The organism is Terriglobales bacterium, assembly GCA_035624455.1.
Classification (GTDB): domain Bacteria; phylum Acidobacteriota; class Terriglobia; order Terriglobales; family Acidobacteriaceae; genus DASPRM01.
The window spans coordinates 18029-41293 of record DASPRM010000056.1 but is presented as its reverse complement, the minus strand read 5'-3'; the positions used below and the strand labels follow the sequence as shown (position 1 = coordinate 41293).

Below are 23265 nucleotides of genomic sequence, written 5' to 3'. Positions count from 1 at the left end.
ACCCGAAGTGAGAGCGCGAATCCCCAGACGCGAGCCAGCTCACGCTCGTCGGCTTCTGATTTGCCTGTTACGCGCCGCATCGGCTTTTCGATGAGCCTATTCGTCTTCAATTCCCAGCTTTTGGCGGCCTTCCGGGCTGATGCGCTGTGGCGTCCACGGCGGATCCCAGACCACATTGACTTTACAGGTGTTCACACCGGGCATACTGAGCAGCGTCTGGCGGATGTCGCGGCTGATTTCGGCGTGCGATGGGCAGCCCTGCGCGGTGAGGGTCATCTCCACTACTACGTCGCCTTCGTTCTCTACTTGCACACCATAAATCAATCCCAGATCTACCACGTTCAGAGGGATCTCCGGATCATAGCAATTGCGCAGCTTGTCCATTACATCTTCGCTGGAAATCGGCATAACGCAATTGTAGCGGATTTCATTTTCTCCACCTCGTTCCTTAATTCGTGAAGCCAACGCGAAAAAGCAGCAAGGCAGCAGCTTTTCGGCGACAATGTTCAAGTTCCTTCGGGGTGGATAGGCTGGCGCTTTTTCAGTCCCGGATTCCAAATCATGACACTCCGGGTCACGCCGCCAAATCTGAAAATTCGGTGAATCTTCCTATACCTATGGCCTATTGAATCTCTATTCACGAGGTGAATATGCCAGCCGTACAGACCCGTCAACCCAGCCGTCAGCCCAGCTTCTTTCCGCAAACTCCACGCATACTGACTCAGCGCTCCGCGCCCAAGGGACAGAATTTCGGCAAGTCGCGTCGTCCCTTCGGAGATCCCGTCGCCGACCCTAAGGATGATCCTTACTTCGAGCCCCCTCCCGTCACCAACAACGTCAATCTCACCCTTCCACTCGTCAGCATCCTCCCCGATGCCGACACTCGCATCGCGCAGTCAGGACAACTCGTCTTCCACTCTGTGGGCGACACGGGTGGCATCCACGGCGACGACGTGCAGCGTGCCATCTCCGATGCCATGGAAGCTCAGATCACCAAGGCCGGCGATGGCGCAAAGCCCATGTTCTTTTACGACCTGGGAGACGTAATCTACTTCAATGGCCAGAGCACACTGTACAAGTGGCAGTTCTACGAGCCCTACCAGTACTACCCCGCTCCCATCTTCGCCATTCCCGGCAATCACGATGGCGACATTCGTGTTCGCAAGGGCGATCCCATCGACACCGAACCTACGCTCTACGGGTTCATCCAGAATTTCTGCGACACCTTCGCGCATCACGATTATCCCTATCGCGACACCATGACCCAGCCTTATGTGTATTGGACCCTGGAAACTCCCTTGCTCAACATCATTGGCCTCTATTCCAATGTCGAGGGCTCGCTCGATGCCCGCGGTACTAATGAACAGCAGGCTTGGCTTGAGGATCAGATGAAAAATGCTCCCGCGGATCGTTGGCTTCTGGTGACCGTGCACCATCCGCCGTTTTCGCTTGATAGCAGCCACGGCGGCTGTCCCGATATCCTCTCGGCTCTCGATCGCGCCATCGAAAAAACCAGGCGCATTCCCGACGCGATCCTCTCCGGACACGTGCACAACTACCAGAGGTTTTCACGAAAAGTGGGCAAGCAGACCGTCCCCTACCTGGTGGCCGGCGCCGGTGGTTACGCCAACACCGACACCCTGATGCACAAGCTTCAGCGCAAAGCAGGACAGCCTATCAAGACTCCCTTCACCACTACCCTGCAGGACGTCACTCTCGAGAACTATAACGAAGATAATCCCGGCTTCCTGCGGGTGACTGCCGACAAAAAGCACCTGACGTTTGAGTACTTCGTCGTGCCTTTCAAGACTCCCACCAGCGTGAGCCTGTTCGATTCGGTCACCGTCTAGATTGCAGTCGGCTGTTGCGCGACTCTGCAGGTTCGGTTCCGGCTAACGCCTGGAACCGGACCTGTGCCTTCTACGCGCGCCGTCCTCGCCGCTGCGCTCGTGACGAAATCTCCTCCACCACCGCAAAGTTGATCTTTTTCATCACCGGATCGATTCGATCGACCAGCACTCGCACAGTTTGCCCCAGCGCGTAGGTTTTGCGGTTGCGCTGGCCGATGATCTGCTTGGTGTTCTCGTGATACGTGTATCTGTCATCGGTAAGCGTGGCCAGCGGCACCAGTCCTTCGATGAACAATTCGGTCAACTCCACAAAGAAACCGAATTTCGTAACACTGATGATTAGACCATCGAAGTGCTCTCCAATGCGCTCCTCCATGAATTTCACTTTCTTCCAGTCCATCAGCTCACGTTCAGCGTCATCGGCGCGGCGCTCGGATTCGCTGCTCTCCTCTGCGATCTCGTGCAGGACTTGCAACGGAATTGGACCTTGCAGTTGTTGACTTCCCGGCGCGCGCGAATGATGCCCGCGATCAGCTCGCTTGGGCGATCCCTTGGACCAGGGCGAACGGCTATCGGTCGCGGCATCCCGCACGGTCTGAGGCGTTGATCCGGCGCGCTCCCATCCCGGCTGAGAAGCCACCAGCCGGCCTGCTCCAATTGGAATCTCGCCGTCGTGCTCTTCCGCTGAATCACGCAGCACTTCCTTCAATATCCGATGCACGATGAGATCGGGATAGCGCCGAATGGGCGAAGTGAAATGTGTGTAGCTGCTCGCGGCCAGGGCAAAGTGGCCCGCATTCTCCTCGGAGTAGCGCGCCTGCTTCAGCGAGCGCAGCATCAGGTACGAAAGGATGCGCTCCTCCGGCTTGCCCTCGATTTTCTGTGCTAGTTTCTGATACATACGCGGCGTGATGCGAACATCCTGCGGAATCTCGACTTGGCGGGCACTGCGGCCAGTACCGCGCCGCTCTCGCCGATCGGCCTTCACCTCCATGCGCCGTACAGGCAATGCGCCTACCCCCAGCGAATATCCGAAGGCCGCGGCCAGGCTCTCAAACTCGAACACCTTCTTGGGATCCGGCTTTTCATGGATGCGGTATAGGCTGGGAACCTGTTTTTGATCCAGGTAGGAGGCGACACACTCGTTCGCTGACAACATGAACTCTTCAATGATGCGATGAGCAATGTTGCGTTCTGAGCGGGTGATGGCTTTCATCAGACCGAGTTCGTCGAACTCGATGACTGGCTCGGGTAAGTCGAAGTCGATCGACCCTCGCCGCTCCCGCTTTCGTCGCAAAATCATCGCCAGCTCGCGCATCAGCTCAAAGATGTCCACGATGCCGGCGTAGCGCTGGCGCAGGATGGAATCCCCCTCCAGGATCGCGTTCACGTCGGTATAGCTCATGCGCTCGGCGGAACGGATGACGCCTTCGTTGAGAACGAATCTGACGATTTCTCCCTGGTGATCGATCTCCATCACGCAGGACAGCACCAGCCGATCGACCTGTGGCCGCAAGCTGCAGAGATCGGTCGAAAGCTCCATCGGCAACATGGGCACAGCGCGGTCCGGAAAGTACACAGAGGTTCCTCGCAACCTCGCCTCCCGATCCAGTGCCGTGCCCTCGGTGACATACCGCGCCACATCTGCAATATGCACTTGCAATTCGAAATTGCCGTTCGAGCACCGCCGAACCGTAACCGCGTCGTCGAAATCGCGTGCGGTCTCACCATCGATGGTCACAATGGGAAGATTGCGGTAGTCGCGGCGCTGGCGCAGTTCGCGGGCGGAAAGAATGTTTTCAAACTGCTGCCCTTCCTCCAGCACCTCCGTCGGAAATCGATGCGGGATATGATGCTTGCGGATGATGATCTCGACATCCACCCCAAAATCGTCTTCATAACCAAGAATCTCCAGCACGCGGCCCCGCGGATTCTGCGTGGGGGTGGGCCAATCGGTGATCTCCACATCCACGACCACGCCCTCCAGGTCGCTCCACTCCGTGGTTCGTCTGGCTTCCTTGCCCAGGACACGGTGTGGCGTCTCCCGTCGAATTCTTGGAGATGGCTGGCCGCCTCTGTGGTCAGACTCCATCTCTTCACCTTCGGCCTCTGACGGGCGCGGGTACTCCTGGCCCCGCTGAATGATGATGTCCTGCGTGATCTTTTCATCGATCGGCCGAACGTAGTTGTATTTGCTGCCGTAGTGAAAGGTTCCGACCACGGTCGGGTGAGCTCGTCCGAGCACTCGCAGGATTCGCCCCTCAGCCCGACCATCGGAGCGGATCGCTCCCAGTTCCACCAGCACGCGATCTCCGTGCATGGCGTTGTCCATAGCGCGCTCGCTGACGAAGATGTCACCCTGGATAAGGCCACGAATTTCGTCGCTCTCCGGGATTACGAAACCATATCCATCGCGATGCATAATCAGCCGCCCCACAGCCTGGTTCTTCGCCGCCGCCCGGCGAGGCATGGCATAGCGATCGTCAGAGTGGGTCAACTGTCCACGCTTGACCATCGTTTCCAAACGATGCTCCAGCTCGCGTCGTTCTTCATTCTTAAGGCCCAGTTCGCGCACCAGTTGCTTGAATCCGGCGGATTGCTTGGGTTGTTGCTCGATTTTTCGCAGGATGGCGCTGTCCGACAGCATGACTATTTCGATTTTAATGGGGAGTGGGTTCGCAGTCTTCCCCTTGTTCTGTGTCCGGAAATGACCGGGCGCGGAACAGGACCGCCACGGATTTCACGAATTGGCAGAGAACGAAGAAATTTTAAGAAATCCAGAGTCCGGCAACCAAAAGCACCTATGCCAGGAAGTCTTTTTAAATTCCTGTCAGTGGGAATCTCTCGAATCCGTGGGCCATGTACTTCGGCCCAAGGGCCCAGGTTTTCCAGATGTTTTCCACACCTTTCTTATTTGCGGCAACGGCGCAACACGGGTATAACTAAGTCGGTAACACCAGCAATATTTACATCGCCACGAAAAAAATTCGCGAAGGCAAAGAAGACCAGCCAGCGCCTTATCAGAGTTGAATTGACCTGCACAGGCTGTGTTTGCGCTGGTTCGTGTCATTGCTGGACGCTGGCAGGTTTTGGCGAGAAAAGTGCGAGTGTTACCCGTTGATCCCCTACAGGAAAGGATTTGAAGTACATGTGGAAGCCCACGAGTTCCAGTACACCCACCCCCTCTACACCTGAGCCGCCGCGTACGTCGCCCCCTGCGGCGCCGGCCTACACTGAACCCACTCCCGCGGCGGCGCCACGCAATGCCACCGTGACCCCGCAGGACCAGGCCACCATTGGCAAGTCGCTGGTTATCAAGGGTGAGGTTTCCGGTTCCGAGTCGCTTTATATCGACGGCCGAGTCGAGGGCTCCATCAATCTTCCTGGCAACCGCGTCACCGTCGGCCGCAATGGCGTCGTGAACGCCAACATAAACGCGCGCGAGATTGTCGTCCTGGGCAAGGTGAAAGGTAACCTGGCTGCCAGTGATCGCGTGGATATCCGCACCGAAGGCTCGCTGACCGGTGACGTAGTCGCCCAGCGCATCAGCATCGAAGATGGCGCCTTCTTCAAGGGTGGTATCGACATCCGCAAGCCCGGCCAGAAAGTGAACGGCGAGACCAAAGAAGCCGTGGAAACGGCGTCCGCCACGCCCGCCCGGGTTTAGAACGTGAGAGTTTAATGGCAGGCTGAGTGGAAGCGCTTCGTTTTCCCTCAGCCTCAACTGATCTGAATTGCCGCTGCAGTTGCACTCTCCTCTCCCTGCGCCCGGGCGTCGAGCTGCGCGGCGCTCGAGCGCATATGCTGGAAAAGGTCTTGCAACTGCTTTCCATTTCCTGCCGGCACCGGAATGTCTCCAAGCCCTTTACCGCTGCGGAGCCGGTGAAGAGGCCTGAGGGTGATTGGGACTCAGTCGGCGACCGCCCCACTCATTATGTCGTCTGCCTCGATTGCGGGAAAAAGTTCGCCTACGATTGGAAAAGCATGCGCATCCTGCGCTGATTCTCACGGTTCAGCGCGGCTGCTTAGCGCCTCCGGCGCACTGCTTTCCGCCGATGGTTCTCGACGCCGTTGCCGCAGATCGTGCAATAGTTGTGAGCGAGTGATCGCAAGCCCTCCGGCGACTGCCGCCGCCCAGGTAATCGTCGCTAGCGCCAGCGCTTCCAGATCAGCTCGACGGCTGCCATCAATCGCGAACACACCCGCCACCTTGTAGCTTACGACTCCAGCAAACAGCGCTGTGATCGCTGCCTTCCCCAGCTCTTTCCAACCCAGAAGTTGAGCCGGCACCAGGCTACGGCGGTGCAGCAGAATGGCAAGCACAACCGTGTTAGCCATAATGCCGATATCGGAAGCAATCGCCAGGCCCACAACCGAGAGCGCATGAAACAGCGACCAGTACACCGGAAGCGACGCAACCGTGATGATGCTGCTGGCGACCATCGGCGTGAGCGTATTGCCGGCGCCGTAGAAACCGCGCGAGTAGATCGCTTGCGCCGACCAGAAGGCTAGTGAGAGCGCAAACCAGAAAAAGTAGGCCGCAGTCTCGCGGGAATCCCCGAAGTGAAACCGGCCACGGCGGTAAACCAGGTCGATCACTGGAAGAGCCGTCGCCATCATCCAGGCTGTAACCAGGAACGATGCCGCAGAAATCCGAGACACCGCCCCGCTGACGGTCTCTGCGAATTCCCGCAGGCGTTTCTCGTTAAACAGACGCGCGAAAAATGGAAGCGAAGCCTGACCTGCCGCCTGCCCCAGCACCGCCATCGGCACTGCGAAAAGCCGCTTGGCATAGTTCAGGCGAGTAATGTCACCCGCTCCCCCAGAGGCGAAATAGCGCAAGATCCAATCGTCGGCAGTTACCAGGGAGACTCCCAACATAAGCGGAATAGATAGCCCCACCCATTCGCGAAACGCAGGGTTGCCGGTATCAAAATTCGGCACGTACCGCATCCCGGTGCGTACCGCTCCCATGGCGTTGATCAGGAATGGCCCGGTAAAGCTTCCAGCAAGGGCGCCCACCGCCAACGAAGCTATACCCAGGCGGCCGGACAGGAGCACGCCCCCCAGAATGATGAACAGGTTATAGAGCAGCGGTGCGAACGCGGGGATCAGGAACAGCCGGCGGGAAAGCAGGACTGCCGATACCACGCCCCCGACGTAGAAGAAGATCTGCCCCGGCAGCAGGATCCGTGTCAAAAAAACGCAGAGCCGAATTTGTTCGGGCGAGAATCGCGGAAAGATCACCCGCTCGATCTGGGGCGCGAATATTTCTGCCACCACTACTCCCAGTGTGAGCACACTGGTCATGACCGTGATGATTACGGAGAACGTTTCCTGAGCCTCGGTCTCGCGCTGCTTCGTCAGAAAACGGGTGTAGATCGCAATGAACGTTATGGAGGCGGTGCCGCCGGCCAGGATGTAGTTCAAAAAGTCAGGAAGTGTAAACGCGGCGACATAGGCGTCAGTTTGCGGACCCGCGCCAAATGCCCACGCAATGTATGCTTCCCGCACATAACCAATCACTCGCGACAGCATCACCGCCGTCATCAGCAGAAGGGTGGCGGAAAATGCGGAGTGCTCGTGCGACGGCCTCAGGGCGCGCAAAACACGGTGCAGAAAGCTGCGCTGTGCAGGACTTGATGCGGGGAGAACGCCCATGAATGTCGCCATCGCGATTCTACACGCATGGCAAGTTAACCAGGACGCGGCCCAGCTTCTATGATCCCGCTTCGTTACTGCAATTTTCCAGGGTTGTGCGAAAGCTCGTTCTCGCCAGGTCCAGGTGGTTGGAGACAGTCAAAGATACAGCCCCGGAGGGGCTGAATGGCATGGCCTCCAACCTCAGCCGCGCGGAAAATGAAACAAAATTGTGAGTGCCCTCGGGCACGACAGACTTCTCACAAACACTTTGTCCAGCCACTCTGTCCGCGCTCTCTGACCTATTTGTGCATCGCCCCGAGATCAAAACGGCCAAGATAAATAGGGCGCGACACAGGAGGAGTTGACGTGGTTACGTCGATCGGATAGGGAGCGCTGTTCAGCGTGGGATAACCCCACACCTTTCCATTGCTGAGATCTATTACAACCTTGCCCTGCACCTGAGTGCTTCCATCGGGCGCGCGCAGCATGGTGGTCCCGGGCTCAATGTAGAGATTCGAGCCATCCGGCTGGGCTTGCACTGGCTCTGGAGCAAGCACCGGACGCAACCCGATCACTCCCAAAAAAATCGCAATCAGCAACAAGAGCAGCTTTGCCAGACGGTCAATCTGCATCACGCCTCCAGGCTTCTAGTGTGTGGCGGAAGGTTAGCGGCAGAATGGAAGGGAGGCAACTGGTGCATTGCCGGATTCTGTGTGCTTGTGGCCATCTCCGAAGAAGCTGCTCGAGCCGAGCGGGAATCAAGATAGTTTCTAGACGATTGCAGGTTTCGGGCGAACAATCGGCCCATGAAGCACGATCGTTCGTTTAGCCCCGCACGTCCGGCACGCCAGTACACCACTCCCAGAGGCGAGCAGACACGTCAAAGTATCCTGCGTTCCGCCGCTGATATCGCCTCCGCCGAGGGTTTGGACGGCCTTTCCATTGGACGCCTCGCTTCTGAACTCAGCATGAGCAAAAGCGGGCTGTTCTCGCACTTCGGCTGCAAGGAAGAATTGCAGCTGGCAGTAGTTGAGGCGGCCCGTGAAACTTTTATGCAGGAGGTAGTCAACCCAGCCGCCGAATCACAGCCCGGCATCCCACGTCTTTGCGCCATGCTGGAGGCATGGATCGCCTGCATCCAACGTCGGACCTTTCGGGGTGGATGCTTTTTTGCTGCAGTAGCAGCCGAATTCGACAGCCGTTCCGGGCCGGTGCGCGAGAAGATTGTCAGCCTGATGAGAGCGTGGTACGTAGCGATTCGCGGTGAGGTGCAGCGCGCTCAGAGCCTGGGTCAGATCAGCCTGGAACTCGACCCTGCACAAATCGCGTTCGAGCTGGTTGCACTGGTGCATGAAGCCAACTCGGTCTTCCAGTTGCTCGGACAAGAAGATGCGTTCGAGCGCGCGCGGCGCGGTGTCATCGAGCGCCTGAGATCGGCGGCTACGGATCCGGCAGGTCAATTCCTTCCGGGGCTGACAGGATCGGGAGTTTCGCTTGCGCGAGCAAGTTGAACTAGCACGGCTTCAGCCGTGCCGACTAGGCCAGGAAAAATGCGGGCCTTAGCCCCTGGGGGAACACACGGTTTCCTCATGCGGTTCATATGAGATAGCTTCCCACTGCTCCTTGCTAATTTGCCGCCTGCTGCCTCGCCTAGTCCTCAAATTCCGTGTTAGTAGCATGATGAGGCAGCGCCTCCGGCATCTCCGAGACGTTCCACATCCAGGCGGCTAAGAGCGCCGCACCCTCGTTAATTTCGTCGGGGATCACTTTGTCAAACGTGTCGGTCTGGCTGTGATGCGCCTCCCCGTATTTCGCCACCCTCTGAACGCAGAAGTATGCCGGCACACCCTTATTCAGGAAGGGCACGTGATCTGAAGCGCCGAAATATCTCGTGCTGAGCGGCTCCAGGTCGAATATTTCTTTGAGGGGAGTGTAGATTTCAGCCATAAGCGGCGCGGTCTGGTAGAGATTCTCCAGGGCAATGCTAAAGACCTTGCCGGTGCCCGTATCGAGAATCAGCACCCCGTCCATTTGCGGGATTTCAGCCGTGTGTTTGTCGAGATACAAGTCCGCGCCGATGCTCCCCTGCTCCTCTCCCGTGAAGAGAATGAAAGTAAGCGTGCGTCGGGGTTGCCAGCCGAGAGCCTTCAATGTGCGTGCCGCCTCGATCACGGCCATTGCCCCGGTGCCATTGTCGAGCGCACCCTGGCCCAGGTCCCAGGAATCCAGGTGACCCCCGATGATCACGCGTTCGTTAGGAAACTGGCTGCCCTGAATCTCGGCGATCGTTATGGATGCCGGCACCGGCCCGGCGCTGAACGTCCCGCTCAGGTTTACTTTCATCGTGACTGGCCCCGCCTGCGACAGGCGATAGATAAGGCTGTAATCCTCATGAGTGAGGAATCCCAAAGGCGCATCCGAGGGACGGTAGCGGCTGAGCGATGACATGCTGAACAGGCTGTCCGTCTTTCCGCTGTCCAGCAAAATCACCGCCGGGCCTTCGGCCGCGATGGCATTAAGCAGCTTCCTGCGCTCCGACCAACCCGCTTCAGGACCTTCCTGCACGCCGCGCGCAGGCGCAATCACCGCATCATAAGCGTTCTCTGGCACCTCGTTCGCCGAGGGCAATTCCACTGGTTCCCGCAATACAATTGCTCCCTTTATTTTCCTCTTGTAAGCTCCCAGGTCGGACATCTTCTTGGCCTTCACCAACAGCACCGGACCCGTCACCGCGCCGTTGGTCGATTTGCTCCATCCCATAGCGCGAATTTCGATCTGCCGCGAAACCGGGGCGACGATCTCCGCCTGATCCTTCCCGCGCGTCCAACCCTGGGGAATCTCCGTCGTCTCCAGATGTGCGGCAATGCCGTACTCCTTGAAGCGCTGCAGGGTCCAGTCGCTGGCTTTCTGCATCTGCGGCGAGCCCGTCAACCGCGGTCCGATCTGCGTGGTCAGGTATTCCAGATTCTTCATCAGTTCGGAGTGTGCCTTTACCTCGTCGGCAATCTTTTGATCCGCCACTTCCATGGCCTTGCGGTAAGAAGTCTTTTGTTCTTCGGTTCTGTCTGCCGCCGAAGCGATCAGACAAAGCAGCAGGGCGGCGGCAACAACCACGCTACGAAAATAGAGCCTTTTCAAGGGATCCGGTCCTCTGTTTATAGATAGGAGCACTCAGGTGATGATATCCAGAAAGAGTGAATTCTTAAAACAGTTCGGCATCGAGCATCCAATCATTCTGGCTCCCTTGGGCGGCGGACCGAGCACGCCGGAACTGGTTGCCGCGGTTTCCAATGCCGGAGGTCTCGGCTCGCTTGGCGCTGCTTACATGACACCAGCGCAAATCAAGGAAGCGATATCTGGAATTCGGCAGCTCACCCACAAGCCATTCAACGTGAATCTGTTTGCCGGCGGCTGGGATCACGCTGGTCCCTTGGATGCAGAACCGATTTTGACTTTGCTCAAACCCGTCCATGAGCAACTGGGCATAACGCCTGCCACTCTGCCCCCAATACCTCCGGATCCGTTCCCACAGCAACTGGAAGCAGTGCTCGACGCGCGGCCGGCGGTTTTCAGCTTCACCTTTGGCATTCCGTCGGTTGAGGATATGGAGCGCCTTCACAGGCTTGGCATTCTGGTTCTGGGCACGGCAACCACCGTAGAGGAAGGCCGCATGCTGGAGCGCGCCGGTGTCGATGCGGTCATCGCGCAAGGCAGCGAAGCGGGAGCGCATCGCGGTACTTTCGCCGCGCCCTTTGATGCAGCCATGGTTCCCATACGCGATCTGGTAAGTGGTTTAGTCCGCGCGGTGTCGTTGCCGGTAATCGCCGCCGGGGGTTTGATGGACGGCCGCGACATCGCCGAAGTCTTGGCAAGAGGCGCCACGGCAGCAATGCTGGGCACAGCCTTCTTAGCCTGCCCGGAAAGCGGCGCCTCCCAGGCATACAAACAGGCGATCCTGGCGGCGTCACGCGATACAACCGTGATCACACGCGCCTTTTCCGGCCGTCCCGCACGTGGACTCGTGAATACGTTTATTGAGCAGTTGCGTGGGAAAGAAGATCTGATCCTCCCGTATCCGGTACAGAATGCCCTCACGCGCCCTATGCGCACCGCGGCAGCCCAGCGGGGCGAGCCAGGATTTCTTTCTCTCTATGCAGGACAAGGCGTTGCCCGTGCGCGCGCCATGCCTGCTGCCCAGCTGGTGCGATCCCTGGTGGAGGAAATGAACAGCACGACTCGCGGAAGGGAACTCCACAGCACAACCTGACAGCACCGTCGCACATCATAAGATCACCCGTCGAATGACCCAAATAGTATGATGAATGGTGCTTCCTCCATCGAGCCAGACACGCATTGAAATCGTAGGAGCGCTTCGCGGACTGGCTGCGCTCGCTGTCTGCTGGTTCCACTTCACCTATGGACAGCACCCGCTATTGCATCGCAGCGGCGCGTATGGATGGCTCGGAGTTCACGTCTTCTTCGTCATCTCCGGATTCATCATTCCTTACAGCATGTATCGCGCAGGATATCGGCTGCAGAACTACTTTCGTTTTGCGGCAAAGCGGCTGGCACGCCTGCATCCGCCGTACGTAGCTTCGATCGTGATTACGCTGGTCATGATCTACGCCGCGCTCTGGGTGCCTACGGCGGATGGATACCGGCCGGAAGTGGGATTCAGCCAGCTGCTTCTGCACTTCTTCTACCTGAACGACGTCGCCGGCAAGCCGTGGTTCAACGTCGTGTATTGGACGCTCGCCGTCGAGCTCCAGTGGTACCTGCTGATTGGCTTAGTTTTCCCCTTACTCTCGAACCGCAGGGCCTGGGTTCAGGTGGCCACGGCGTCCCTCTTAATGGGCAGCTTCTATCTTGGCATGCGCCATGAGCGGCTCGTTTTTCACAGCGTGCCAATCTTCCTGCTGGGTGTTTTCGTATTTCAATACCGGGTAGGTTTAAGTGGCGGAATACGCACGCTGCTCTCAATTGCGGCAGTGCTCGCGATGATGCGCTCGCCCATCGGATTGCCCGTCGCCTGTGTATCGGCAGCAACCGGAATGGTAATCGCCAGTTGCTCATTCCAGAACCGCTGGTTCAACAAGTTGGGTGATGTGAGCTATTCGCTCTACCTGTTGCATTTGCCTGTAGGGCTGACCTTCATCGGCCTGGCCTCACGGCTGCCGTACTCCGGTTCTTACCTTCTGATGATTGATATTGCTGCCGTGGGCGCTTCTCTGGCTGCCGCCTATCTGATGTACTGCCTGGTCGAAGAGCCCTCGCAGCGGTTATCGTCGCGTATCAGCCTGCATCCTGCCTCGGAGACGGCATCGGAGCCAGCCTTGTCCACTGTGGCGCCAGCTTAGTTCCGGCAGTTCGCTGGCATGAAGCTGAATGCTGATATGGATTGCCGGCTTAATCCATGTGTCCGCCGTGACTGTGGTCCATCTGCCGCTCCACCGACCAGACCTCGGCGGACGATTTCTCGAAGGGATACACGTGCACCATCCATCCGAAGATCACGGGCTTGAAGCTCCCGCCTGCCTTCTGGCATTCACCTTCGCTGACAATCGAACCGGCCAGGCCAAAGCGCGCTTTGGAGCCGAAGTATTCCGATTCCAGCCCCTTGGGGGCAGCGCAAAAATTGGTGTGCTCGTGCCATTGCGCGATGCTTAGCGGAATGCGCTCGTTCAACTCCTCTTCCGTCGCCTGCGCCGGTGCTGTGTACATGGCGCCAATCAACTTCCAGCCGCCGTCGACAGTCTTTTCGTAGAGCAAGGATGTTGGGTGCTCTGGATTCAAACGAAAGGCCGCTTCAAATCCGTACCAGTAATTTGTGAAGTGATACATCTTCTGCGGAAGATTTGGCAAAAAGATACGGTAGCCATCTGCCAGCGCGACCTTGTAGTCGCGATATTTGTCCAGAGTCGTTCGCGTCTCGGCGACGATGGCGTCGGCTTTCTCTTTGTCACCTGGCTGGAGTGGCCGCAGATCCGTCATTTTCATGTGCGGACCCATATCCATATGCTTATGGGACATGGCGTGCACCGCGTGATCCATGCCGGCGTCCTGCCCATCCGGTTGCGTCATGTGAGACATGTCATGTACAGGCTGGGCGGCTTGCGACTGCGCGCGCAACTGCCGGTGCACGGCCGCTTGTAATAGCACCAGTGCTACGACTACGGAAATTATGACTGCCAGTTTCTTCTTCATCCCCAACTGCTCACTTCATCAAGACGAATATCCAGGCCGCCAATTAGCAGGCATTTTACGAACCGTTTGGTTATTCGAAACGAACTTATCCCGCCCTCCGGCGCCGGCACTGCTCTTGAATGCTCCGTTTTCTGATTTCGGAGCTCCGCTCCCTGCTCCGCTTAATCAGTGGCCTGGCCTCTTTTTATATGCTAACCCGATAAGATGGGATTTGTTGTCACTCCGAAGTTCTAGGACTCGCTGATTCAGGAACCGCCTTGCCCACCAGGACGGCAAACTGCTGCGCATCAGCGTTCCAGCGGGGCGCAGAACGAATGGCGTCGATCACTTGCTCCGGTTCATCTACCACCGTCCACATATCGGAATGCCGCACATCCATGAAGCGCTCACGGATGCAGTGATCAAGCAACTCCAGGCAGGGATCAAAGAATTTCTTTACGTTCACCAGCACTATGGGATTTAAGTAAATACCCAGGCGCTTCAGGGTGATCGCCTCAAACAATTCTTCCAGCGTGCCACAACCTCCAGGCAGGGCGATAACCGCATCACTGTCCTTGAGCATCAGGTGCTTGCGCTCGCGCATATTTTCCACCAGCTGCAGCTCACTTAATTGATTGTGTGACCACTCCAACTCCTTCATGAAGCGAGGAATCACCCCAATCACGCAACCACCATTTGCCAGGGCGCCCTCTGCCAGGCTGCCCATCGAGCCCAGGCCGCCTCCACCGTAGATGATGGTGATTCCGTTGGCCGCTAGAACTTCGCCCAGCCTATATGCTGTGGCCCGGTAGACCGGGTCCGCCTGCTGGCTGGAGGCGCAATAAACACAGACGCGCTCGATATGCATATTCAAAGCTTACTGGGTAGAAGAAGGCTTGAGAAGATCACCGGTTGGACACGCCCGTCAGGGCTGAATCACCGCCTGATAGTGCTGGGACTTGGCATCGAAACGCGCCAGCAGCTTGTGGGCTTCGGGAAGAATCACAGCTTTTTCGTAGTCTTCACCGGCAAAGGCGCGCACTGCATCCATCGAGTCGAACAGGGTGATAGTGATGAAAGCGACCTCGTCACCACCCTTGCCGTCGCTGCGCAACAGATAGGCGCCGCGATATCCCGCCACCCGGTGGATTCCAGGAAGAATTTCGCTTCGCAGCAGGTGTTCATAAGCGTTAGCGTTTTCGGGTTTGGTCCAGCCATGCCACACTCGCGCGATCATCTCTCTGCTCCTTTTGTCCACAGCCTGCCTATACGCACCCAGGGGGCAAGAAGCTTGCACTTCTTGCGGATTGGCAGGTTCAATTTGAACAGCACTCAGCGGCGAACTGTCGTCGGTACCGGCTCGGTCGTTGCGCTCGCGGCAGAAAGCCCGAGCTGAATGAGTATCGAAGACGCGGCTTTCAGACCTGAGGCGATGCAATCCGGTACCCCGATTCCCTGATAGGCATTCCCCGCAACCGCCAGACCATGAATCTGATCGACTTCTCTTTGGATCCGCGCAATGCGATCGAGGTGCCCAGGCCCGTACTGGGCCATCGACTTCTGCCAACGATAAATGCGGCTGAACCTGGGCTCGGCCGCGAGTCCCAGAACTTGTTTCAGCTCGAGACGCGCAATATTCAGGATTTCTGCGTCGCTCAGCCCCAGTATGCCTTCGTCGTGCAGGCCTCCCAAAAAGCAGCGAATTATTCCACGCTCAGGCGGCGCCCGATGCGGAAACTTGTTGTGCACAAATGTGCAGGCTAGCATCCGCTTGCCTTCCGTCCGCGGCACCAGAAAACCAAACCCAGGAGGAAGCTGCTGCAGTGCCGGCCGCTCGTAACCGAGCGTCACCGTAACCGACGAGCTATAGGCGATCTGCTTTAGTTCGGCAGAAACTGCGGGGCTGGCTGAGCTAAGCAGAATGCCCGCCGCAGTGGCCGGCAGCGCCAGCACGATTGCATCAAACGGATGACGGGTCCCGTTGATGGACACCAACCAGCCCCCGCCAACTTGCCCGATCTCGCTCACCGTCGTACGGGTGCGCAATGCCTGCGGCGAAAGCCTTGCCTCGACGGAATCCACCAGCTGCTGCATTCCATTTTTTAGCGAGCTGAACAGAGGACGCGGCTTGGAATTCTGCGCAGACGGACTCTTGTGCGCCATCTCTTCCATTCTTCGGTGCGCGGCCAGCATTCCCCGGCTCAAGCTGCCATATTTCCTTTCCATCTCCACGAAGCGAGGCAACACCGCAGCCGCACTCAGAGAAGCGGCATCGCCGCCATACACGCCTGCCAGCAATGGATCAGCCAGCCTATCCACCATCTCTTTTCCGAAATGCCGTTCCACCAGCTCGGCTACCGTCTCATCCTGTTGAGCTGGTGTTGAGTTCGGCTTGCGAAGCAGTTCCATGCCCATGCGCAGCTTCGTGCCAAGCGAAAACAAAGGAGTCGTAAGCGTGGGCAGGATCCGTGTCGGAACCATGAACATCAGACCGTCCGGGATCGCGACCAGTCGTCCCTCAACCAGGATGTAGGTTTTGCGCTCGGCATCGTTCGACCCGATAAGCTGATCGCCGAGTCCCAGAGACCGGCAGAAATCCAGGCCGTAAGACTTCTCAGTCAGAAACGAATCGGGCCCGGCCTCGAGAACGCAGTCTTCGACGACCTCGGTAACCATCACCCCGCCCAGCCGATTACTGGATTCAAAGATCGTGTACTCGACGGGGCTCCCGGCCTTTCGCGCCTGCTCCAGCACAGTGGCGGCTGCCAGCCCTGAAATTCCGCCCCCGACGATAGCCACTCTCTTCATCAGGTTCACACTTTGATCTGAACAATTTTCTGCGGCGGTGCCCCCGTTGCCAGCCGCGAACGGGCCACATCCACCAGGGCCGCGATAAAGAGTGGCGAATCGTTCAGCGACTCCGCCCGCCACAGCTTCATGTCACGATCGGCGGCGAACTTCCGAAAACCGATATCGATGTCGTAGAGGACTTCCACGTGGTCACAGACAAAGCCGATAGGCTGCACGAATATTCCCTTGTGGCCTCTGCCTTGGAGATCCGCAATCGTGTCTTCTACGCTTGGCCCCAGCCAGGGACCGCCCGACATTCCCTGGCTCTGAAATGCGAAGGTCCAATCTTCCATCCTCAAGAAACCAGATTCCATCGCCACCAACGCCGCCGTGTCGTGTGCCTGTTGCTGATAGGGATCGCCTTCGGCGATAGTTCTCTGCGGAACGCTATGGGCGGTGAAGATCACCGGCAGACCTTCGCCCGCTTCTTCGCAGCCTCGTGTCCAGCCTGCCTTGAGCTTCTCGGCGAAGGCCCGAATTAGCAGCGGGTGATCGTGCCAGCTTTCCACAAAATCACATTCGAATGGCATGGTATCCAGCTGGCCCTGGAGAGCACTCCGATAAAGCCCCACGCTGGTGCGGGAATTCTGCGGCGCCAGACAAATCGTTACCGCCCGTTCGATTCCGTCCGCGGCCATTTGACGAACTGTGTCGGCGATAAACGGATTCCAATTGCGCATACCTACATAAACAGGGAGCTGAATCTGTTCGGATAGCGCCTGTGCTTGGCGCAAAGTGATTTCCGTCAGCGGCGAATGGCCAATCAGTCCATAGCGATGCTGGACCTCTGCCACCACCGCGTCTGGCACCGGCCGCCCTCCAGTAACGTAGCGCAAAAATTCGGGGATCTCCTCCACCCTATCGGGGCTGCCGTGAGCCAGCAGCAGGACGGCTGTTTTGGAATTCGCGTTCGACCCATTCGTCGTCATCACGCTTCCGTCCTCAGCATTTTTGCCGAATGCTCGTGCACGATTTGCGCGAGAGCTTTGACATTCTCCACCGGGGTTTCCGGGAGAATGCCGTGTCCCAGGTTGAAGATGTGACCGGGACGTCCGGCGGCTCGCTCCAGGATATCCAGGGCCCGGGTGCGCAGCTCCTTGACATCGGCGAATAAGGTTACCGGGTCGAGGTTTCCCTGCACGGCGCCTTGGAAACTAAGTGTTTTCCAACCCACATCGAGTGGGATGCGCCAGTCAAGGCCAATCACATCGGCTCCGGTTTCCTGCATCGATGCCAGCAGGGTCGCGCTGTCGGTCCCGAAATAGATGATCGGTGCGCCCGTTTTCTTCAAGCGCTGCACCAGATCGCGGGTGCGCGGAAGCACGTAGCGGCGATAGTCCTCCACCGCGAGGCAACCCACCCAGCTATCGAAGACCTGGACGGCATCGGCTCCCTGCCGCACTTGCTCGGAAGCATACTCGGCAAGAACTGTGACCAGCTTAGCCATCAACTCGTCCCAGGCTTCGGGATCGCGGTACATAAGCTTCTTGGTCTCGATGTAATGACGCGATCCGCCCCCTTCAATCATGTAACTGGCCAGGGTGAAGGGGGCTCCACAAAATCCGATCACCGGCAACTTCTCGCCGAAGTGCCGGACCACCAGCCGCACCGACTCGGCCACATAGCTCAGCTCGCTGGAGCGATCGCTGCGCAATGCTTTCACACCCTCGGCATCGCGAATTGGCTTCTCGATCACCGGTCCCTCGCCTGCCTCGAAATGGAAATCCAGGCCCATCACTTCCAGCGGCAGCAGGAGATCAGCAAAGATGATGCTGGCATCAACCCCTAACGCTTCAGCGGCGGTGATGGTGACCTCTGCCGCAAGCGCCGGCGTCTTACAGATTTCGATCAGGGAGTGGCGTTTGCGAACTGCGCGGTATTCCGCCATATAGCGCCCGGCCTGACGCATGAACCACACCGGAGTGGAATCGGTGGGCAGGCATTTACAGGCTTTGACGAAGTTGGATTGGGGGGCAGCCACTGCCTTCCAATGTAGCATTTTGGCGCCAAAGCAAGCCCGCGAATCACCTCACCAGACTTTGTGATGTAAGTCACAAGAGGACAAGGACCGGCATCCTGGGGCGACTAGCCGTCCTGCCTGCCACACTACGGTTGGAGCTGGACGATTATCGGCTCAGCAGTAACGAATCGCCGCTCCCAGGCAGACTCGAGAGAACTGCGCGGCCGAACCAGCTGACACGGGCTAAGAGCAGAAGTTGAAGACTCAAAATCAAAGTCAGAACCATCGCGGCAAGCGGTTTGGCAAATACTCGGACAGGTTGTAAACCAGCGACCAGCGCGCGTGAACTGAGGAGCAAGAAGTCACGGCTGAATGGAAGAGGCCAGAAAACACGCGCAAGATACACCAGAACCGCCCCTTCGACATATCCCAGCAGCGTGAAGAACATGCGTCGTGGTGCTGTTCCGAGTTGTACAGCCGTGAACATAATGCCTGTCGAAAGTTGAAACCCCAAATGGACGTCGGAGTTGCGAGTGCCGGCTGCAAAATCAAGTACTGCGAAAGAGAAAGGCGCCTTTTACATCGTTACCGCGAGAGCCTGTTGGATTGCCGCCTCCGGGTCGCGCTCGGTCTCAAGCGCTTCCCGCGGAATCCTTCTTGCAAGCTCTTTGATATCGCGGTTCACGATTTGAAGCTCTGTGGAGTCCTGAGGCGATTTAAGCAAACTGCGCGATTTCATGAGACACGCGTAAACCAGGCGAGCCGGACGGTTGTGCTCGCGCAGGAACAGCGCGTAGTTGTACCAATCCACCGCCTCGCCCTTGGGATCTCCCGCTGATGCATCCAGCTTGAGCGTTTGCTGATACAAATGAAGTGCCTGCTCGGCTTTCCCCTGCCTCGCTCGCAGATCAGCTTCACCGGCAAGGGCCACACTCTGTAGCCTGGCTTGCCCGCTGCGTCCTGCAATCGTTGCCGCTAACTCATATGACTTGGCCGCCTGCTCCTCGCGGCCGGCCAGTTGCTGACACTTGGCCAGACGGAAGAGGATTGGCGCTACCTTGTCCGCCGGAGGGAGTTGCTCCGCGCCCTGCTGGGCGATTTTCTCCAGGTAGATCACGTAATGAGGAATTGCCTCTTGCGCTTGACCCCGCGATTCCAATTCATCGGCTAGATACAGGTGTGCTGCGAGCTGGGAAGGATTAGCCGAAAGCGCCCGCCGCCAGCTTGCAAAGGCCTCATCCGCGTGACCCAGTTCCTTCGCCAGCACGCCGTGATTAACTAGCAGGTCCGAATCCCGGGGATTCTTTGCCGCCCACTGCCCAGTCAGTTCGTAAGCCTCCTGGTATCGGCCCTCCTCCGTCAGGTAGTGCAGCAGTGCGTTGCGGGGAGCAGGATTGGCTGGCGCGATGGCAATGGCGCGCTTCCAGGCCTCCACTGCGCTCTTGCCGTCTCCGAGTTCCAGTTCCTTGCTGGCGATGCGCATCTGCAGCGCCGCATCGGCGGAGTTCATGGCTGCGGCCCGATGTAAACCAGCCAGAGTTCTGTCCCCAACCGCTTCCAGGTAGCGTGCCTGATCCAATACTGCCCACGCCACCAATACTAGTGCCAGGCTCACTCGCAGAGCCCGTGCCTGGAGCGTGGCCCCTGCCAGCCAGCGTGCACCCCGGCCAAAGCCCAGACTGGCAGCCTCGGCGCCAGCCTTGATGCGCTCCTGCGAATTGAGAAGCAGGCTGCCGATGCGCCCATCGCGCAGCTTCCATATCGCGCCGTCGAGAATGAAATGGTGAAGGTTCACGATGGCACTGAAGATCAGGACGCTGGTGCCGAAATCAACATGAAAGAAGTAGCTCGCCACCCAGGGTCCGGGGATGAACAGAGCAATTCCTCCGACGATCATCAACCCGAAGTAACGCAGCGGTTGCCAGGCTGATGGTTTGCTGCCGCTCTCGTTGGTCTTGGCCTCCCGCCGCGCGTAGTAACTCGTGATCCACAGGTACTGCGCGGAATGCATCAACGCCAGCACACCCGTGCTGTAGCGGCTTTGCGGGATCTGCCACCCTTTGACCAGCGACAGAATGGTCGGAAGCAGGAACCACGCAAACTGCGTCGAGAGCAGGGTCAGTGACGGTATCAGCGGTCGCCATCCACTCCTCTTGCTCAAGCCTTGCATGCCAAAGCCAGACAGCAGTAGGAAACAGGTGCCCAGCAGCAATTGCGTCCAATGGCTCACAGGAGCGGGAATATTGAGAGAAACAAACAGGGGATCAATCGAATGACCGGTGTGAAATCCCAGGAACAGGAACAGGTAAGAAGCTACGAAAGCCCAGTACAATGCGCGGCGTTCTCCGGACGAAGGCTGCGCTCCCGCGCGCCGCGCAAACATCATGAACAGACCAAAGTTTTGGCCACTGTAATGCCATGGGCTCCAGGTCAGGTACAGCGTGAACACCCACGGGAGCAGGCGCGGAAACGCGTGCAACAGAACCAGGGTTGAAGCTATCAGCAACGTGATATGGAGGGTGAAGATCCGGTACTTCGCGAAATCCTCCCGCGTGTGATACGCCCGGTACAGCGTCGCCATGTAGTGGGGATAATTGAAGAATAAAGCCAGCGCGTAAAACCCTATCGACCACGCGATAGCATGTGAACTCGACGCCACGTACGTAAGCAGCAACAACGGCGCTGACCAGCCGCCGCAGCCTACCGTCTCGTCGACCCAGGGATTGTAGATCCACGGCCCGCTTCGAGCCTTTTGGCTACTCTTGTCCAAGTCTGAAAATCTCCCAGCTTCCTGGTATCCGCGCGGATTATATGTGGCGAACCAAGCCGCCTGTCCTATCCGAAAGGGTACGTCTGAAGGTAACTGCGCCCTGAACTGGGTATCCTGTCCTGCATTGATTTCAGCATCGCCCTGCGAAACAATGATCGAACTTTATGCCCCAGGACTGATGCCATCGATTCTCTCGACGCACTGGCGAGCGATCCCAAATGCAGCGCGGAAGACGTCTGCCAGCAATTGGCGAATATCTTTCAGCTGCGCAAAACCGAGGTCGCGCTGCTGGTGCTTCAAGGAAAGCTGCTAAGGTTTTTGTTTCCGGCTGAACTGCGCAGCGCAGGTTCGATTCCCCTCACCAGCTCGGCCGTAGCCGCAAAAACTGCTCTGTCCAAGAAAGCCGAACTCTTCAACACCTTCGCAAATATTAAGCACAGCAGCGTCTTCGAGATGGTGAAGCTCGGTACGGCTGACGAAAATCCAGACGCCCAGGTAATTCAAAAGCTGATGTCGGCTCCTATCCTTGACAGCTTTGGTGACGTCTGGGGCGTGATTCAGATCTCGCGCAAGGGCACAAGTCCTGCTGCGGCGGGACCGGATTTCTCCGAACAGGATTTGCAAACACTCCAACGCTGTTGCCAATCCGTTGCTAGACTCATGCCCAGGCTGGAAAGCGTGACTTGCTGATCGACTATGACCCAACCGCCCAATCAGCAGGTACTCCATCACCGCGGGAATTACCTGGTGCGGCGACAGAGGCTGGCTCCAGGCGAGTCCACACCCTGGCATCGCGATCCCTTCCATCGCGTGACGGTTGTCCTGAGCGGAGACCTGCTGAACATCGAGTTCCGCGATGGCAGCGAGACTCTATCGTGCAAGGTCACGGCGGGCGAAGTGGATTGGTCGGAGCCTGGCGATCGCGTGCACCGCGCCGTGAACGTCGGCACGCAAGTATTCGAGGAAGTTGTAACCTTCTTCCTCGATCGTCCAGACGCCGTGCCCCAACCTGAAGACGACTCGAATACTTCCTGAGTGTGCGAAGAGTCAGACAGACGCTGAGGCTGTAGCCAGCGTCTAATCTTGGCCGTTATGGGAGGCATGGGGTGAAAGGATTTTTATTGGGTGTGGTCGTGACGCTGGCGTGCACCGCACTGTTCCTCTATATCTACTTTGCCCAGGGCTTCGCGCCGGTAGCGACTTCGTCGCCTCCCTGGCCCTTCGAAGAAAAACTAGCGCGTGGAAGCCTGGACGCTCGCGCCCGGAAGGAAGCGCCAAAGACAGCGCCTATTGAACCTTCCGAAGAGAACCTGCTTGCCGGCGCGCACGAGTACATGGAGCATTGCGCCATGTGCCACGGTGTGCCCGACAAACCCGCTCCTTTCATCGCCAGGGGCGAATACCCCAGGCCACCGCAAGTGTTCCATCAGGATGAGCGCTTAACCGGAGACCCGCCCGGCGAGACCTACTGGAAGATCATCAACGGCATTCGCCTCACCGGCATGCCCGCATTCGATAAGCACCTCTCGCCGACCGAGGCGTGGCAGATCGCGCTGCTGTTGGCTAACGCGGACAAGTTGCCTGCCTCAGTGACGGCGGCGTTAAGCGAACCCGCGGAGCCGGCTTCACACGGTGAGCAGGCGGAGGCGCAGCACACCCAGGCCCACGAACATAATCACAGCCACAACCAGAAAAACAGCCACTGATGGCCTGACCGCTGCGCAGCGATAGACGCTGGTTTCTCTCCTATCCGGCGCTTAGCTTGATTCCTGCTCAAACTTCACCTTACCTCACGAACTCATCTTCGCTAACCGGACCGGGAGAATCTGTCTCAGGCAGGACTCCAAGCCCCACACCAGCAGTAAATGGTGTTGATTAGCCCCGCTGCCTAGGCAGTCGGGAGAATTGCAAAGCCAGAAGTTGCAGCGCACTCTATCGCCAAACGGTATCTTCCCGCCTCACCTCTGGCCGGAAAGATGGGGCTTTACTAAGAAACACAGAACTGGAAG

The 23265-nt window shown here is 58.0% G+C and carries 21 protein-coding genes; 9 read left to right on the top strand and 12 right to left on the bottom strand.

Annotated features, from left to right (window positions below; genetic code table 11):
• Positions 1-96: 96 nt before the first annotated feature.
• The gene (locus VEG30_06355; GenBank protein HXZ79533.1) at positions 97-408 is read right to left on the bottom strand and encodes an iron-sulfur cluster assembly protein; all 312 of its coding nucleotides are present in this window, start codon (positions 406-408) and stop codon (positions 97-99) included.
• Positions 409-650: 242 nt separating this feature from the next.
• On the opposite strand from VEG30_06355, the gene VEG30_06350 reads away from it, so the two are divergent.
• The gene (locus VEG30_06350) at positions 651-1850 is read left to right on the top strand and encodes a metallophosphoesterase (GenBank protein HXZ79532.1); all 1200 of its coding nucleotides are present in this window, start codon (positions 651-653) and stop codon (positions 1848-1850) included.
• A 70-nt stretch (positions 1851-1920) separates the two neighbouring features.
• Here the strand turns inward: VEG30_06350 and VEG30_06345 are convergent, their stop codons facing one another.
• Positions 1921-4497, bottom strand: coding sequence for a VacB/RNase II family 3'-5' exoribonuclease (locus VEG30_06345; protein ID HXZ79531.1), 2577 nt, complete (start codon positions 4495-4497; stop codon positions 1921-1923).
• A 501-nt stretch (positions 4498-4998) separates the two neighbouring features.
• On the opposite strand from VEG30_06345, the gene VEG30_06340 reads away from it, so the two are divergent.
• A complete protein-coding gene (locus VEG30_06340; GenBank protein HXZ79530.1) occupies positions 4999-5517 on the top strand; it encodes a polymer-forming cytoskeletal protein in 519 nt (172 codons plus the stop codon).
• A 134-nt stretch (positions 5518-5651) separates the two neighbouring features.
• Positions 5652-5852, top strand: coding sequence for a hypothetical protein (locus VEG30_06335; GenBank protein ID HXZ79529.1), 201 nt, complete (start codon positions 5652-5654; stop codon positions 5850-5852).
• A 3-nt stretch (positions 5853-5855) separates the two neighbouring features.
• On the opposite strand, the gene murJ is transcribed toward VEG30_06335, so the two are convergent.
• Both murJ and VEG30_06325 read right to left on the bottom strand, forming a co-directional pair.
• Positions 5856-7523 (bottom strand): murein biosynthesis integral membrane protein MurJ, encoded by a 1668-nt coding sequence (gene murJ, locus VEG30_06330; GenBank protein ID HXZ79528.1) that lies wholly within the window; start codon positions 7521-7523, stop codon positions 5856-5858.
• A gap of 269 nt (positions 7524-7792) precedes the next feature.
• A complete protein-coding gene (locus VEG30_06325; GenBank protein ID HXZ79527.1) occupies positions 7793-8125 on the bottom strand; it encodes a hypothetical protein in 333 nt (110 codons plus the stop codon).
• A gap of 174 nt (positions 8126-8299) precedes the next feature.
• Between VEG30_06325 and VEG30_06320 the strand changes: the two genes are divergently transcribed.
• The gene (locus VEG30_06320) at positions 8300-9004 is read left to right on the top strand and encodes a TetR/AcrR family transcriptional regulator (protein ID HXZ79526.1); all 705 of its coding nucleotides are present in this window, start codon (positions 8300-8302) and stop codon (positions 9002-9004) included.
• Between the two features lie 139 nt (positions 9005-9143).
• On the opposite strand, the gene VEG30_06315 is transcribed toward VEG30_06320, so the two are convergent.
• Positions 9144-10631, bottom strand: a complete 1488-nt coding sequence (locus VEG30_06315; protein HXZ79525.1) for a M20/M25/M40 family metallo-hydrolase — start codon at positions 10629-10631, stop codon at positions 9144-9146.
• 40 nt (positions 10632-10671) lie between these two features.
• Here VEG30_06315 and VEG30_06310 point away from each other — a divergent pair, with 40 nt between their 5' ends.
• Positions 10672-11760 carry a nitronate monooxygenase gene (locus VEG30_06310; protein ID HXZ79524.1) on the top strand — a complete coding sequence of 363 codons (1089 nt, stop codon included), beginning with the start codon at positions 10672-10674 and terminating at the stop codon, positions 11758-11760.
• A 55-nt stretch (positions 11761-11815) separates the two neighbouring features.
• The gene (locus VEG30_06305) at positions 11816-12850 is read left to right on the top strand and encodes an acyltransferase (protein HXZ79523.1); all 1035 of its coding nucleotides are present in this window, start codon (positions 11816-11818) and stop codon (positions 12848-12850) included.
• A 49-nt stretch (positions 12851-12899) separates the two neighbouring features.
• On the opposite strand, the gene VEG30_06300 is transcribed toward VEG30_06305, so the two are convergent.
• The 7 genes from VEG30_06300 to VEG30_06270 all read right to left on the bottom strand — a co-directional run bounded on the left by VEG30_06300 (position 12900) and on the right by VEG30_06270 (position 21256).
• A complete protein-coding gene (locus tag VEG30_06300; protein HXZ79522.1) occupies positions 12900-13697 on the bottom strand; it encodes a hypothetical protein in 798 nt (265 codons plus the stop codon).
• A 217-nt stretch (positions 13698-13914) separates the two neighbouring features.
• Positions 13915-14544 carry a TIGR00730 family Rossman fold protein gene (locus VEG30_06295; protein ID HXZ79521.1) on the bottom strand — a complete coding sequence of 210 codons (630 nt, stop codon included), beginning with the start codon at positions 14542-14544 and terminating at the stop codon, positions 13915-13917.
• Positions 14545-14601: 57 nt separating this feature from the next.
• Positions 14602-14913, bottom strand: coding sequence for an antibiotic biosynthesis monooxygenase (locus VEG30_06290; protein ID HXZ79520.1), 312 nt, complete (start codon positions 14911-14913; stop codon positions 14602-14604).
• Between the two features lie 95 nt (positions 14914-15008).
• Complete coding sequence (hemG, locus tag VEG30_06285) at positions 15009-16484, bottom strand: protoporphyrinogen oxidase (GenBank protein ID HXZ79519.1); 1476 nt, start codon at positions 16482-16484, stop codon at positions 15009-15011.
• A 5-nt stretch (positions 16485-16489) separates the two neighbouring features.
• Positions 16490-17455, bottom strand: a complete 966-nt coding sequence (gene hemH, locus VEG30_06280; protein ID HXZ79518.1) for a ferrochelatase — start codon at positions 17453-17455, stop codon at positions 16490-16492.
• The gene (hemE, locus tag VEG30_06275; protein HXZ79517.1) at positions 17455-18507 is read right to left on the bottom strand and encodes a uroporphyrinogen decarboxylase; all 1053 of its coding nucleotides are present in this window, start codon (positions 18505-18507) and stop codon (positions 17455-17457) included. The genes hemH and hemE overlap by 1 nt, the downstream gene beginning before the upstream one ends.
• 556 nt (positions 18508-19063) lie before the next feature.
• Complete coding sequence (locus VEG30_06270; GenBank protein ID HXZ79516.1) at positions 19064-21256, bottom strand: tetratricopeptide repeat protein; 2193 nt, start codon at positions 21254-21256, stop codon at positions 19064-19066.
• 246 nt (positions 21257-21502) lie between these two features.
• Between VEG30_06270 and VEG30_06265 the strand changes: the two genes are divergently transcribed.
• The 3 genes from VEG30_06265 to VEG30_06255 all read left to right on the top strand — a co-directional run bounded on the left by VEG30_06265 (position 21503) and on the right by VEG30_06255 (position 22962).
• Positions 21503-21946: a GAF domain-containing protein gene (locus tag VEG30_06265; protein HXZ79515.1), complete on the top strand. Its 444-nt coding sequence runs from the start codon at positions 21503-21505 to the stop codon at positions 21944-21946.
• A gap of 6 nt (positions 21947-21952) precedes the next feature.
• Positions 21953-22291, top strand: coding sequence for a hypothetical protein (locus VEG30_06260; protein ID HXZ79514.1), 339 nt, complete (start codon positions 21953-21955; stop codon positions 22289-22291).
• Positions 22292-22362: 71 nt separating this feature from the next.
• Positions 22363-22962 carry a cytochrome c gene (locus VEG30_06255; GenBank protein ID HXZ79513.1) on the top strand — a complete coding sequence of 200 codons (600 nt, stop codon included), beginning with the start codon at positions 22363-22365 and terminating at the stop codon, positions 22960-22962.
• Positions 22963-23265: the final 303 nt, after the last annotated feature.

Coding starts and splice junctions, on each gene's coding strand:
- hemH (HXZ79518.1), bottom strand. CDS start 17,455: ATGACGACGAATGGGTCGAACGCGAATTCCAAAACAGCCGTCCTGCTG.
- hemG (HXZ79519.1), bottom strand. CDS start 16,484: ATGAAGAGAGTGGCTATCGTCGGGGGCGGAATTTCAGGGCTGGCAGCC.
- VEG30_06300 (HXZ79522.1), bottom strand. CDS start 13,697: ATGAAGAAGAAACTGGCAGTCATAATTTCCGTAGTCGTAGCACTGGTG.
- VEG30_06260 (HXZ79514.1), top strand. CDS start 21,953: ATGACCCAACCGCCCAATCAGCAGGTACTCCATCACCGCGGGAATTAC.
- VEG30_06345 (HXZ79531.1), bottom strand. CDS start 4,497: ATGCTGTCGGACAGCGCCATCCTGCGAAAAATCGAGCAACAACCCAAG.
- VEG30_06355 (HXZ79533.1), bottom strand. CDS start 408: ATGCCGATTTCCAGCGAAGATGTAATGGACAAGCTGCGCAATTGCTAT.
- VEG30_06310 (HXZ79524.1), top strand. CDS start 10,672: ATGATATCCAGAAAGAGTGAATTCTTAAAACAGTTCGGCATCGAGCAT.
- VEG30_06320 (HXZ79526.1), top strand. CDS start 8,300: ATGAAGCACGATCGTTCGTTTAGCCCCGCACGTCCGGCACGCCAGTAC.
- VEG30_06305 (HXZ79523.1), top strand. CDS start 11,816: ATGGTGCTTCCTCCATCGAGCCAGACACGCATTGAAATCGTAGGAGCG.
- murJ (HXZ79528.1), bottom strand. CDS start 7,523: ATGGCGACATTCATGGGCGTTCTCCCCGCATCAAGTCCTGCACAGCGC.
- VEG30_06350 (HXZ79532.1), top strand. CDS start 651: ATGCCAGCCGTACAGACCCGTCAACCCAGCCGTCAGCCCAGCTTCTTT.
- VEG30_06295 (HXZ79521.1), bottom strand. CDS start 14,544: ATGCATATCGAGCGCGTCTGTGTTTATTGCGCCTCCAGCCAGCAGGCG.
- VEG30_06335 (HXZ79529.1), top strand. CDS start 5,652: ATGCTGGAAAAGGTCTTGCAACTGCTTTCCATTTCCTGCCGGCACCGG.
- VEG30_06340 (HXZ79530.1), top strand. CDS start 4,999: ATGTGGAAGCCCACGAGTTCCAGTACACCCACCCCCTCTACACCTGAG.
- VEG30_06290 (HXZ79520.1), bottom strand. CDS start 14,913: ATGATCGCGCGAGTGTGGCATGGCTGGACCAAACCCGAAAACGCTAAC.
- VEG30_06325 (HXZ79527.1), bottom strand. CDS start 8,125: ATGCAGATTGACCGTCTGGCAAAGCTGCTCTTGTTGCTGATTGCGATT.